Genomic DNA, 12,454 nt, shown 5'->3' with positions numbered 1-12,454 from the left:
ATTTAACGGCCGTGCGCCCCCGTTGTGCTGCTGTGCTCCGATCGATGCGTTCGGACGGATAGTTATGATCCGTAGCGGCGTGTGGGTATGAACCACCCGCCGGGCACATGCTGCCCGCCCATACCGCCCACGCCGACCGCTGTCCGCCCTACCGTCCGCCGCCGGCCGTCCCTCGACGCCGGGGCTCCCACCGAACGTTCTCCGCTGAGGTCGTCTGTCCCCGGACCTCTCGCCCAAACGCCCTGTGGAGGTGAACCACCGTGGTGCTCTCGATCTCACTGGCGGTGCTGCTCGTGGTCATCGTCGTCATGATGATCCGCAAGTCGGGACTGAAGGCGGGGCACGCCATCGTCTGCGCGCTCGCGGGCTTCTTCCTCGCGGGCTCGTCGGTCGCCCCGACGATCTCCTCGCTGACGTCGAGCGTGGCGGGCATGATCGGGAACATCAAGTTCTGACCGGGCCGCGCGGCGGGGGCGGTCCTGCGGGCGCCGTGACCGCCGCGGTCAGGGGCGGGCGCGCCGAGCCCCGGCCGCCACCAGGCGGAACGGCGGGGCTCGGGCGCGGCCGTGCGCGTAGGCGGGTCAGCCGTGCGACTTGGCGAAGGCGACCAGTCCGGCGAAGCCCTCGGAGGTCAGGTTCAGGTGCGGGCCGTGCGGGTCCTTGGAGTCGCGGACCAGGAACTCACCCGTGGCCGCCGCGTGCTGCGGCGCCCACTCGATGCACTGGCCGCCTTCGCCACCGCTGTACGTGCTCTTGACCCACTGGCCGGGCCAGGGGCCGTGCGTGCTGCTCATCTGGCGTGCTCCTCCGCGATCTCTCGAATCAAAGCCAAGGACTCTTCCGGGTCGCGTGCTGACGCCCGCAGACGTTCGTACGTCGTGCGTGCGTCGTCCACCGCCTTCGCGGAGTCCGTCACGTGCCCCTGCCCTCTGGCCTCCGAGTACAGGACTGTTGCCCCGTCGTCCGGTGTTAGCAGGGTAAAGGGACGACGCGGGGGCACCCGCTTTGTAGCGGAGAACTTGAAGCGTGACATGGGGGTTTCCCGCGCCTGTGGCAAGGTGACGGAGCTGATCTGCCATGACCGCCCTGCCACCTACTTCGGTGCGCAACGTCGCTTCGTGCAAGATCACCCACAGCAGGGGCGGAGCTTCCCGTTCCATGATCTCGCGCCGGGCCAACCGTGCCTCCACCCTGGCCTTGATCCGGTCGTCGGTCTCACGCGGGTGCGTGGCGCGGAACGTGGCTTCCGCGTACTCCCACGTCTGCAACATGCCCATGATCAGGGCGTTGGAGTAGTCCTCGATGCGGCCGGCCTGCTTCTCCAGGTTGATGTACGGAACGAACCAGCCGGGATGTCCCCGCTCGCTGATCCTGACCAGCAAGCGGGCGAACCACCCCGACGTGTCGAAGAACCGGTCACAGCCGTCCGCGAAGGCGGGGGACGCCAGCGCCTTGCCCTACTTGACCTTGGAGACGTACGGCTCCTTGTAGCCCGTGAAGTCGGCCAGCTCCCGCTGGCTGGCTCCCTTGTGGGTCAGTGCTGCCTCAAGCTCCCGCCCGAACCACTCAAGGCCGTTCGCGGGCTCCGCGCCCTGCCCGGGCGGCAGTTCGGTCACGTGGCCAACCCCACCTTTCCAACGTGTTTGGAAAGCCTTCAGACCTGTTGAGGATACGCCCGCCACGTCACTCTGGGTGCAGTTCCTGTTGCACTGCACGACGACGGCACGAAGGGCTCCAGCCATGGACCAGGCACCACAGACCCCCGGCCCACGAGCGTGGACGAACTGCCCGAACTCACGGCGGCGGGCGGCGGCCCCGGTACCGGTGAGGAAGACGGATATGGCAGTTCCCGAGTTGCATGCCCTGGTCGCGCCGCGCGTCGGCCCCGTGAGCCCGGTCGCGTGCTCCGTCTGCGGAGAGCTGAAGGCGCGGGTGACGAGCGTCAGGACGCCTGAGGAGCTGAAGCCGGTGCTTGCCGCGATGCTCACCCGCAAGGAGTTCGGGCACCCCGACGACCCCCGTAGTCCCTGAGACTCGTGGTCCTGAGAGAGAAGGCGTTGGCGCTGTGCGCGGAAGACCTTCGCCGACCGTGCGAGCCCTCAGGGCGGACGCGAGCCGGATGGCCAATGGCGGGGACGTCACCCCGAAGACCCGTCAGATGAGTGCGGAACGAAGAGCCGCGCTGAAGGGAGCGCCGGTCGGCTACCGGCGCATGATGACGTTGGCGGAGGCCGCCGAAAGGCGGCAGGAACGGGACCGGGACGGCGGATCCCGTGGAGAGCCGGTGACCCTGTGGGTGCGATGACGGCCGAGGTGGTCGCGCAACCCCGGACGCTCGCCCGCTCACGGCGCGGCTCGTGGTGACCCTGCACCCGGACCGGCGAAACCACACGGGCCGGCGGCCGGACGACCGCACGCACAGGACGGGCCGCGTTCGGACTCACGCACCGTCGCGCGGGGTGTCGGCGGCGGCTCGTAGGCTGGTGCCATGACCGATCCGTCCGACCGCCGGCTGCTGCTCGTCCACGCGCACCCCGACGACGAAACGATCAACAACGGCGCCACCATGGCCAAGTACGCGGCAGAAGGCGCCTCCGTGACGCTGGTGACCTGCACGCTCGGCGAGGAGGGCGAGGTCATCCCGCCCGAGCTCGCGCACCTCGCGGCCGACCGGGACGACACCCTGGGCACCCACCGCATCGGGGAGCTCGCCGACGCGATGAAGGCGCTCGGCGTCACCGACCACCGCTTCCTCGGCGGTCCAGGACGCTTCCGCGACTCCGGGATGATGGGCCTGCCCACCAACGACCGCGAGGGCGCCTTCTGGCACACGGACGTCGAAGCGGCCGCCCCGTACCTGGTGGAGATCGTGCGCTCCGTGCGTCCGCAGGTCCTGGTGACGTACGACCCCCACGGGGGGTACGGGCACCCCGACCACATCCAGGCGCACCGCGTCGCCATGCGCGCCGTCGACCTCGCGGCCGACCCGGGCTACCGCGCCGGCCTCGGGCCCGCGCACACCGTCGCCAAGGTGTACTGGAACCGCGTACCGCGCTCGGCGGCCGAGGAGGGCTTCGCCCGACTGCGGGCGAGCGGCGCGCAGTTCCCCGGCGTCGCGGACGTGGCCGACCTGCCGGGCGTGGTGGCGGACGACGTCGTCACGGCCGCGATCGACGGCGGCCCGTACGCGGAGCACAAGACGGCCGCGATGCGCGCGCACGCCACCCAGATCGCGGTGGACGGCCCCTTCTTCGCGCTCTCCAACGACCTGGGCCAGCCGCTGTTCGCCACCGAGTACTACGAACTGGTGCGCGGCACGGCGGGCGCGCCGCCTGGCGAGCGGGAGAGCGACCTGTTCGCCGGCCTCCCAGGGGCGGCAGCGTGAGCGCCCCCGGGCCGGTCGCGGGGCGGCCGGGCCCCGGCGTGCTCGCCGGGTGCGCCGGCCTGCTGGTGCTCGGCGCGGCCGTGGGCGTCGCGGGCGCCCTGGTGCAGGGCGGCCTCTTCCCCGGCGGGCTGCTGCTCGCGCTGGCCGCGACCGCCGCGGTGTTCCTCGGCGGACAGCGCGCGACGGGCAGCCAGTGGGGGCTCGGCGCCGCCGTCCTCGGCTGGCTGGCCTCCGTCGTCCTGCTGAGCACGGGCCGCCCGGAGGGTGACGGAGCGTTCGCCGCGGGGATCGGGCCGCTCGTGTACCTGCTCGGCGGGATGGTGATCGCTGTGATCTGCGCCACCGTGGCCCGCCCCGCGGCGTCGGCGGCGCGGCCCGGGATCCGCGGCCGGTGAGGCGCCCGGGCACGCCGCGGTGGAATTTGACCCCATAGATACCGTGCCGGAGCGACGGCTTCCCCCGGTCGTCGGGTACACGTCCGCCGAGCCCAGTATGGTGGTGCGCGCTCCGGACCGTCCCCCGGCCTGCGGCCCGGGAATCTGGACAGTCGCGTATCAGTGAGATCGGGCGGCGGAGCCAACCGGGAGAACCTGCTTTGAGTCGTGAAACTGACAGTTCGCCCTCCGGGCCCCAGGGGCGCGGCGCTTCGCCGTACCCCTCGGGAACCCCGCCGTACGGATCGCGCCAGGAGCCGGGGCCTCAGCAGGACGCCGGCGAGACCGGTGCGACGGGCCCGCGGCAGGGCGAGCCCAGAACCGAGACCACGCTGACCACGCGCATCCGGATCAACATCCCCGGCTCGCGGCCCATCCCGCCGGTCGTCGTCAGGACGCCGCTCGGCGAGGGGGCCGACGACGGCGGCGCGGGCGGCGAAGGCGGCGAAGGCGGTGGGGGGAAGAACGGCCGCGGGATCGCCGCCGCCCAGGACGACGGCGGCGCCGAGAGCACGGGCCAGGTGCCTGCGCCGGGCGGCGGGGCCCAGGACCCCGGCGGGCAGGCCCGGTCCAAGGAGCCCGCACCCGCGCCCGAGAAGAAGACGAGCGACTGGTTCGCGCCGCGCAAGCCGATGGCGAAGGGCGGCGCGATGGGCGCGGGCGCCGCGGCCACGGCGGGCGAGGGGCCCGGCGCCCAGGGCGCCGCTCCCGGCCCCGGCGGCGCGGCTTCCGGAGCGGGCGCTCCCGGCGCAGGGGCCCCCGGCGCGGGGGCTCCCGGCGCGGGCGAGCAGGGCCTCGGCTCGTCGCCGTACCAGGACGCCGCCCGCCAGGACCCGTACGGCGCGTACGACGGCGGCGGGCAGCCGGCCGACGGTGGCACCCCGCCGTACGGCTCGGCGCCGGTGCCCGGCCCGGGCGAGGTGCCCAACGGCCCCACGGCGGGCCCCGCGACCGGCGGTTCCACGCTCGGCTCGGGGCTGCCGACCGGCCCCGGCCACACCCCGCCGTACGGCACGCCCGAGATGGCCGCGGGGCCCGAGGGGACGCCGGTCCACGGCACGCCGGCGCAGGGCGCCCCGGCCCCCGGGGCCCCCGCGCAGGACGGGCCGCCGCGGATGTCGGACGACACCGCGATCCTGACGCCCCAGCAGTTCGTGCCCGAGCCCGGCGCCGAGCAGGGCGGGCACGTGTCGGGCTCGACGCTCTCCAGCGGCATCCCCGCCACCTCGGCCGAGGGCCGCACGCCGCCGTTCCCCGGCTCGGGCCGCGCCGACGGCCAGGGGGCGCGCCGGCGCCCCGACCTGACGCCCCGTCTCGACGCCCGCCCCCCGGCCCCGGCGGGCCAGGACGGCCAGGAGGCTGCGCCCGCGCAGACCCCGGCCGCCGCGCCCGCCGCACCGGCCCCCGCGGCCAAGCAGGCGCCGAAGAAGAAGGGCCGCTCCAAGCTGGTCCTCGCGGTGGTGGCGGTGCTGGTGGTGGGCGGCGGCCTGTACGGCGCAGGCCTGGTGATGAACCACGCCGACGTCCCGAAGGGCACCACCGTCCTCGGCGTCCCCATCGGGGGCAGCACCAAGGACCAGGCCCTCGACACGCTGGAGAAGCGGCTGGGCGAGCGGGCGCAGATGCCGCTGAAGCTGACGGTCGGCGACAGGAGCGAGTCGCTCTCGCCCCAGAACGCGGGCCTCACGCTGGACGACCAGGCCACCGTGGAGGCGGCCTCGGGCCCCGACTACGACCCGGTGGACGTGGTGGGCTCGCTGTTCGGCAGGGAGCGCCCCGTCGACCCGGTGATGCCGGTGGACGACGAGAAGCTGACCGCCGCGCTCGGCGGCATGGCGCAGACCCTCGGCTCGGCCCGCGAGGGCACCATCACCTTCGACACGGGCAAGCCGGTCGAGGTGCCGGGCAAGGCGGGCACGGGGCTCGACGTGGCCCGTGCCAAGCAGTCCGTGCGGGACGCCTTCCGCAACCAGGTGCAGACGGGCCGTGCGGCCGGCCTGACGCTGCCGACGATCGAGCAGCGGCCGACGATAAGCGAGGCGGAGCTCGACCGGGCCATGAAGGACTTCGCGGAGCCCGCGATGTCCGGCCTCGTCACGATCAGGGCGGGCGGCGCGTCGATCCAGTTCGGCCAGGTCTCGCTGCCGAAGATCCTGTCGATGAAGGCGGTCGACGGGAAGCTGGTGGACAGCTACGACCTCAAGGCGCTCAAGGCGGCGTACGGCTCCGCGTTCGACGGCGTGACGGTGAAGCGGGCCGACGGTTCGAGCACGGCGGTGACCCCGCAGGACGTCGCCGACCAGCTGCGGGTGGCGCTGCGCGGCAAGACTCCGGAGCAGCGGGTGCGGGAGATCGGCGCCCCCGCCTCGGGGCTGACCGGCTGAGACGCGCGCGGCGGGCGGCGCCGCAGGGGTGTCACGGACCCGGCATGACATCTGTCATGCCGGGTCTCCCACATTCGGCACTGCCGCGCCGGCCCGCCCGCTCGCCAGGATGGGAGCCATGAAAACACCAGCTCCCGCCGCGACCGCGGTGGTCACGTTCGCGAACGTGACGAAGTCGTACGGCGCCGTGCGCGCCGTGGACGGGCTCACGCTCGACCTGCACCCCGGCGAGACGGTCGCACTGCTCGGCCCCAACGGCGCGGGCAAGTCCTCCGCACTCGACCTGCTGCTCGGGCTGCGCACGCCCGACGCGGGGACCGTCAGGGTCTTCGGCTCCACCCCGCAGGGCGCGATCGCCGCGGGCCACGTCGGGGCCATGCTCCAGACCGGCGGCCTGATGGAGGGCGTGAAGGTCAGGGAGATCGTCAAGCTCGCCTGCGACCTGCACCCGCGGCCGCACCCGGTGGCCGACGTGCTGGACCGCGCGGGCATCGCCCAGATCGCCGACCGGATGGTCGACAAGCTCTCCGGCGGCCAGGAGCAGCGCGTACGTTTCGCACTCGCGACGGCCGGAGCGAACGACCTGATCGTGCTGGACGAGCCGACGACCGGCATGGACGTCACGGCGCGCCAGGCGTTCTGGTCGACGATGCGGGAGGAGGCGGGCCGGGGCCGTACGGTCCTGTTCGCCACGCACTACCTGGAGGAGGCCGACGCGATCGCCGACCGGGTCCTGGTGCTGCACAAGGGGCGGCTCCTCGCCGACGGCACGGCCGCGGAGATCAAGGCGAAGGCGGGCGCCCGGCGCATCGCCTTCGACCTGGAGGGCCCGATCGACGAGGGGGCGCTCGGCGCCCTGCCGTTCCTCAGCTCGCTGACCGTGTCGGGGACGACGGTGCGCATGCAGTCGCACGACGCCGACGCCACCGTGCACGCCCTGTACGGACTGGGTCTCTACCCCCGCAATCTGGAGGTCGCCGGGCTCGGCCTCGAACAGGCGTTCGTCGCCATCACCGAGGCCGAGGAGGCAAGGACCGCATGAGCAGGCTCACCTACGGCGCGCTGACCCGGCTGGAGATCGTCCGGACGCTGCGCAACAAGAAGTTCATGTTCTTCTCGGTCGTCTATCCCGCGGGCCTCTTCCTGGTGATCGCGGGCCCGCAGGACGACACCGTCATCTCCGGCACGGGCGGGCTGCGCCTCGGCGCGTTCTACATGGTCGCGATGGCGTCGTTCGGCGCGCTCACCGCCGTGCTGATGGGCAACAGCGAGCGCATCGCCAAGGAGCGGGAGAAGGGGTGGGTGCGGCAGCTGCGGCTGACGTCGCTGCCCGGCCGCGGCTACGTCCTCGCGAAGATCGCCAGCGCCGCCGTGGTCAGCCTGCCGTCGATCATCATCGTGTTCCTCCTGGCAGGGGCCATCAAACACATCCACCTGGATCCTTGGCAGTGGCTCGCGCTCACGGGCGTCATCTGGGCGGGCAGCCTGTGCTTCGCCGCGCTCGGCGTGGCGATCGGCTACCTTGCGACGGGGGACGCCGTGCGGCCGATCACGATGATCATCTACTTCGGCCTGTCCATCCTCGGCGGGCTCTGGCTGCCGACCACGGCGTACCCGCAGTGGCTCCAGAGCATCACCTCGTGGCTGCCGACCCACGCCTACGCGGGCCTCGGCCAGGCCATCGAGCTCGGCGGCGCTCCGCACGCCAAGGACGTGGCGCTGATCGTCGGCTACTTCCTCGTCTTCGCGGCGGCCGCCGCGTGGCTGTACCGGAAGGACACCAGGAAGGCGTGAGCGCAGTGCGGACCACGGACGACCGCCCGCACGAGGTCGGCCCCGGCGTGCCGATCGGCAGGCCGCCGGAGAACCGCAGGCAGGTGCTGGTCAAGCTGATGTGGACCGGCATCTGGCTGGCCTACCTCAGCGCGCCGGTCTCCGACCTCGGCGACGGCGGGCACGGGGCGGCGGCCGTGGTCCTCGCCTCCGCGGGCCTCGCGGCGTTCGTGGCGGTGTACCTGGCACTGGTCTTCCGGCACACCGGGCGCGCCTACGGCGCCGGCACCGTGCGGGCGCTGCTCGCCGGGGCCTTCGCCCTCGCCACCTGCCTGGCGCTGACCATGGGGTCGCCGTGGCTCGTCCTGTTCGTGTACGTGTCGGTGTCGGCGGGCGCGGCCCTGCCGGTCCGGCAGTCCGCGGTGGCGATCCCGCTGACGGTGGGCGTGCTGGCGCTGGTGGGCACGCAGACGCGGGGCGACGACGGGTACGTGCTCGCGCTGGCGGCGCCCGCGCTGCTCGGCGGCTTCGCCATGGTGGGGGTGAGCCAGCTGGTGCGCACGATGATCGAGCTGCGGCAGGCGCGGACCACGGTCGCGACGCTCGCCGCCAACGAGGAGCGGCTGCGGATGGCCCGCGACCTGCACGACCTGCTGGGCCACTCGCTCTCGCTGATCACGCTCAAGAGCGAGCTCGCCGGCCGGATGCTGCCCGACCACCCCGACGGGGCCGCCGAGCAGGTCGCCGACATCGAACGGGTCAGCAGGCAGGCCCTCATGGACGTGCGGGAGGCCGTCAGCGGCTACCGCAGGCTGACGCTCTCCGGGGAACTGGCGGGCGCGCGCACCACGCTCGCGGTCGCGGGCATCGCCGCACGGCTGCCCGACGCGGTGCCCGGCGACCTGCCGGGCGGGCTCGCGCCCGGTTCTGAGGAGGCGCTCGCCTGGTCCCTGCGGGAGGCCGTCACCAACGTCGTACGGCACAGCGGCGCGCGGAACTGCGCGGTGGCGCTGGCAGCCCGGCAGACGCTCGACGGCCTGTTCCTCCAGCTCACCGTGGAGGACGACGGGCGGGGGCTCGGCGCCGCGCCGCGCGGCAACGGCCTCACGGGGCTCGGTGAACGCCTCGACCAGGCAGGCGGCACGCTGGACCTGCGCTCCTCGCGGTCGGGTGTGGCGCTGACGGTGCGCGTCCCGCTCGGCGCCGGCGCCGACGCGGTCTGACAGGATCGCGTCCATGAGCCGGCAGATCAGGATCCTTCTCGCCGAGGACCAGTCCATGGTGCGTGAGGCGCTCGCCGCACTGCTCGGCCTCGAACCCGACATGGCCGTGGTCGCGCAGGTGGCGCGCGGCGACGAGGTGGTGGCGGCGGCCAGGGAGCACGCGGTGGACGTGGCGCTGCTCGACATCGAGATGCCGGGCGCCACGGGCATCGAGGCGGCGGCCCTGCTCGCCGCCGAGCTGCCGGAGGTGCGGGTGGTGGTGCTGACGACGTTCGGCAGGCCGGGGTATCTGCGCAGGGCCATGGAGGCGGGCGCCGGGGCCTTCCTCGTGAAGGACGCGCCCGCGGCCCGGCTCGCCGACGCCGTGCGCCGGGTGCTGGCGGGAGAGCGCGTCATCGATCCGACGCTCGCCGCCGCGGCGCTTGCGGGCGGCGCCAACCCGCTGACCGAGCGGGAGCGCGAGGTGCTGGCGGCCGCCGCCGACGGCGCGACCAACGCGGAGCTCGCCGCGTCCCTGCACCTCTCCCAGGGCACCGTGCGCAACTACCTCTCCACGGCGATCCAGAAGCTGGCGGTCCGCAACCGCGCTGAGGCGGTCAACGCGGCGCGCGAGAAGGGCTGGCTCTGAGGGCGCCCCGGGCGACCCGCAGGACGACCGCGGGCGTGAGGAGGGCGGAGGGCGGGTCGAGGAGGTGGGCGACGCGCAGGAAGCGGGTGGCGACGGCCGGGTCGGCGGCGCAGACGGCGCGCAGCCTGGCCAGGTAGCGGTCGAGAGGGGCCGGCCTCGGCCGCGCGGGCCGGAACGCGAGGTCGCTGCCGGCCGCCAGCGCCCACGGCCGGTCGACCAGCGCGGCCGCCTCGGCGAAGAACCGCCGCGGCAGGTCGGGGGTGTCGGGGTCGGGCCCTGGGGCAAGCCGCAGCAGCCGGCCGAGCAGATCGGCCTCAAGAGCCGCGACCGTCATGCCCTGCCCGTACACGGGGTTGAAGCTGCACAGCGCGTCCCCGAGGGCGAGGAAGCCCGCCGGGTGGGCGGGCAGCCGCTCGTAGTGGCGGCGGACGCCGCGCGGATAGCGGGTGCGCGCGGGCTCGCCGAGCGGCTCTGCGCGCTCCACGGCGTCGGCGACGTCCGGCGCCGCGAGCGACCTGGCGTAGGCGGCGTACCCGGCGCCGTCCGCGGGCGGTTCCTCGCCGAACACCCCCACGAGGACCACGGCGAACAGGCCGTCCTCCTGCCGCACGGCGACCCCGCCGCGCGGTCCGCCCGGGTACGGCACGACCGTGGTGCCCAGCCGGCCGCCGAGCAGCCCCGGTTCGTAGCGGTAGTGGCGGGTGGCGTAGACGACCTGCGCGTCGACGGCCGACTGCGCGGGGCGCGGGCAGCCGAGCGCGTCGAGCCAGTGCGGCGCCCGGGAGCCGCGGCCCGCCGCGTCCACCACCAGGTCGGCGCCGAGCACGCTCTCCCGCGCCCGCCCGGCGCGTTCGCGGACCCGCACGCCGGTGACCCGGGCAGGGCGGCGCCCGGCAGGACCGGTTCCTGCGAGCCCCGTCGCCTCGTGCCCGTCGGTGACGGTGACGCCCGGCAGTACGGACACCCGGGCGCGGACGAGGAGTTCGAGCAGCGGCCGGGTGACGCCGTGCAGCACGAGCCCGGACTCCGCCGGTGCCATGAGCCGGCCGTCGAGGTACATGTGGTGGTCGCCCTGGCTGTCGCCGCTCGGCACGCCGTGGGCCGCGAGCTCGTCGAGGAACCCGGGGAACAGCGCGTCGAGCGCGGCGCCGCCGCTGGAGAGCAGCGCGTGCACATGGCGGCTCTGCGGGACGCCCCGCCGGGGCGCGGCCCGGTCGGGCAGCCGGTCCCGGTCGAGGACGGTCACCCGCTCGTAGTGGTCGCTGAGCGCCCGTGCGGCGAGCAGCCCGCCGACGCTCGCCCCGATGACGACCGCATGACGCTGAGCCACGCTCCCACCGTCCCTCCGCCCTTCGACACGTCTCCCGCCACAAAAGCGTTCAACACGCGCGTTGTGGAGCCGAGTTCAGGCCATGGCGGATCCGGATGCGGCACGGCCCCGCTCCCCCGGGTGTCCGGGCGGCGGGGCCGTGGGGCGAGGGTGACGGTGCGTCAGCCGTTCTTGAGGTCCTTCTCCAGGGACCGCAGGGCCGGGTCCATGACCACGTCCTCCTTGCGGTCGGCCGCGGCGATGGTCGGGTCCTCGGGGAAGTGGCAGGCCGTGAGGTGACCCTCCTTGTTGCCGCTGATCTGCACCAGCGGCGGTTCCTCCGTGGCGCACTTGTCCTGCGCCTTCCAGCACCGGGTGCGGAAGCGGCAGCCGGACGGCGGCATGATCGGCGACGGCACGTCCCCGACGAGCCGGATGCGCTCGCGCTTCTGCGCGTCGATGTCGGTCTCCGGCACCGCGGACAGCAGGGCGTGCGTGTACGGGTGGCGTGGGCCGCTGTACAGCGTGTCGCGGTCCGCGATCTCGACGACCTTGCCGAGGTACATCACGGCGACGCGCTGCGAGAAGTGCCGCACGATGGACAGGTCGTGGGCGATGAAGACGAACGCGATGCCGCGCTCACGCTGCAGTTCCTGGAGCAGGTTGACGACCTGCGCCTGGATCGACACGTCGAGCGCGGAGACCGGCTCGTCGGCGATGATCAGCTTCGGTTCGAGGGCGAGCGCCCGCGCGACCCCGATGCGCTGCCGCTGGCCGCCGGAGAACTCGTGCGGGAAGCGGTTGTAGTGCTCGGGGTTGAGGCCCACGGTCGCGAGCAGCTCCCGCACCCGGGCCTCGCGGCCGCCGGGCGGGTTGATGCCGTTGATCTCCATCGGACCCGAGATGATCTTGCCGACCGTCTGGCGCGGGTTGAGCGACGCGTACGGGTCCTGGAAGATCATCTGGATCTCGGACCTGATGGGCGCGAGCTGCTTGCGGCCCGCGTGCGTGATGTCGCGGCCCGCGTAGGTGATCGTGCCGTCCGTCGGCTCCATGAGCCGCGTCAGCATCCGGCCGGTGGTCGACTTGCCGCAGCCGGACTCGCCCACCAGGCCGAGGCTCTCGCCGGGGAAGACGTCCAGGGTGACGCCGTCCACCGCCTGGACCGCGCCGACCTGCCGCTTGAAGGGGAACCCGCCGTAGATCGGGAAGTGCTTGGTCAGGTTCCTGACCTCGAGCAGCGGCTTGCTCTCGGCCAGTGTGGCTTTCTCGGTGACGACCGCGGTCGTCTTGTTCTCGCTCATGGTCTTGGCCCCAG

General features: G+C 73.8%; 13 protein-coding genes and 1 pseudogene. 9 read left to right on the top strand and 5 right to left on the bottom strand.

Features of this window, described 5'->3' with window-relative positions; translation table 11 throughout:
• The first annotated feature begins 260 nt into the window (after positions 1-260).
• Complete coding sequence (locus tag AB0910_RS10080; RefSeq protein WP_366744061.1) at positions 261-455, top strand: hypothetical protein; 195 nt, start codon at positions 261-263, stop codon at positions 453-455.
• A gap of 126 nt (positions 456-581) precedes the next feature.
• Here AB0910_RS10080 and AB0910_RS10075 read toward each other — a convergent pair whose 3' ends face one another.
• From AB0910_RS10075 to AB0910_RS10065, 3 genes and pseudogenes are all read right to left on the bottom strand, one after another.
• Complete coding sequence (locus tag AB0910_RS10075) at positions 582-794, bottom strand: DUF397 domain-containing protein (RefSeq protein WP_366744060.1); 213 nt, start codon at positions 792-794, stop codon at positions 582-584.
• Positions 791-1,277 (bottom strand): annotated as a pseudogene (locus tag AB0910_RS10070) (DUF5753 domain-containing protein). Before AB0910_RS10070 ends, AB0910_RS10075 begins: the two are co-directional and overlap by 4 nt.
• Before the next feature lie 180 nt (positions 1,278-1,457).
• Positions 1,458-1,616: a hypothetical protein gene (locus AB0910_RS10065; RefSeq protein ID WP_366744059.1), complete on the bottom strand. Its 159-nt coding sequence runs from the start codon at positions 1,614-1,616 to the stop codon at positions 1,458-1,460.
• 223 nt (positions 1,617-1,839) lie between these two features.
• Between AB0910_RS10065 and AB0910_RS10060 the strand changes: the two genes are divergently transcribed.
• From AB0910_RS10060 to AB0910_RS10025, 8 genes are all read left to right on the top strand, one after another.
• A complete protein-coding gene (locus tag AB0910_RS10060; RefSeq protein WP_366744058.1) occupies positions 1,840-2,031 on the top strand; it encodes a hypothetical protein in 192 nt (63 codons plus the stop codon).
• A 457-nt stretch (positions 2,032-2,488) separates the two neighbouring features.
• On the top strand, positions 2,489-3,385 hold the full coding sequence (mshB, locus tag AB0910_RS10055) for an N-acetyl-1-D-myo-inositol-2-amino-2-deoxy-alpha-D-glucopyranoside deacetylase (protein WP_366744057.1): 897 nt from the start codon (positions 2,489-2,491) through the stop codon (positions 3,383-3,385).
• Positions 3,382-3,780, top strand: coding sequence for a DUF6113 family protein (locus AB0910_RS10050; RefSeq protein WP_366744056.1), 399 nt, complete (start codon positions 3,382-3,384; stop codon positions 3,778-3,780). The genes mshB and AB0910_RS10050 overlap by 4 nt, the downstream gene beginning before the upstream one ends.
• A 200-nt stretch (positions 3,781-3,980) precedes the next feature.
• Positions 3,981-6,203, top strand: a complete 2,223-nt coding sequence (locus tag AB0910_RS10045; RefSeq protein ID WP_366744055.1) for a hypothetical protein — start codon at positions 3,981-3,983, stop codon at positions 6,201-6,203.
• Positions 6,204-6,321: 118 nt separating this feature from the next.
• The gene (locus tag AB0910_RS10040) at positions 6,322-7,245 is read left to right on the top strand and encodes an ABC transporter ATP-binding protein (protein ID WP_366744054.1); all 924 of its coding nucleotides are present in this window, start codon (positions 6,322-6,324) and stop codon (positions 7,243-7,245) included.
• Positions 7,242-7,997: an ABC transporter permease gene (locus AB0910_RS10035; protein WP_366744053.1), complete on the top strand. Its 756-nt coding sequence runs from the start codon at positions 7,242-7,244 to the stop codon at positions 7,995-7,997. The genes AB0910_RS10040 and AB0910_RS10035 overlap by 4 nt, the downstream gene beginning before the upstream one ends.
• Before the next feature lie 98 nt (positions 7,998-8,095).
• Entirely contained in the window at positions 8,096-9,199 is a 1,104-nt protein-coding gene (locus AB0910_RS10030; RefSeq protein WP_366744112.1) for a sensor histidine kinase, read from the top strand.
• 13 nt (positions 9,200-9,212) lie between these two features.
• On the top strand, positions 9,213-9,827 hold the full coding sequence (locus AB0910_RS10025; RefSeq protein WP_366744052.1) for a response regulator transcription factor: 615 nt from the start codon (positions 9,213-9,215) through the stop codon (positions 9,825-9,827).
• Here AB0910_RS10025 and AB0910_RS10020 read toward each other — a convergent pair.
• A complete protein-coding gene (locus AB0910_RS10020) occupies positions 9,796-11,157 on the bottom strand; it encodes an FAD-binding monooxygenase (protein ID WP_366744051.1) in 1,362 nt (453 codons plus the stop codon). The two genes, AB0910_RS10025 and AB0910_RS10020, sit on opposite strands and share 32 nt — an antisense overlap.
• 161 nt (positions 11,158-11,318) lie before the next feature.
• Positions 11,319-12,440 (bottom strand): dipeptide ABC transporter ATP-binding protein, encoded by a 1,122-nt coding sequence (locus AB0910_RS10015; RefSeq protein ID WP_366744050.1) that lies wholly within the window; start codon positions 12,438-12,440, stop codon positions 11,319-11,321.
• Positions 12,441-12,454: the final 14 nt, after the last annotated feature.

Source organism: Streptomyces sp. NPDC047002, from assembly GCF_040704505.1.
Lineage (GTDB): Bacteria > Actinomycetota > Actinomycetes > Streptomycetales > Streptomycetaceae > Streptomyces.
This window is presented reverse-complemented; position numbering and strand designations above follow the sequence as displayed.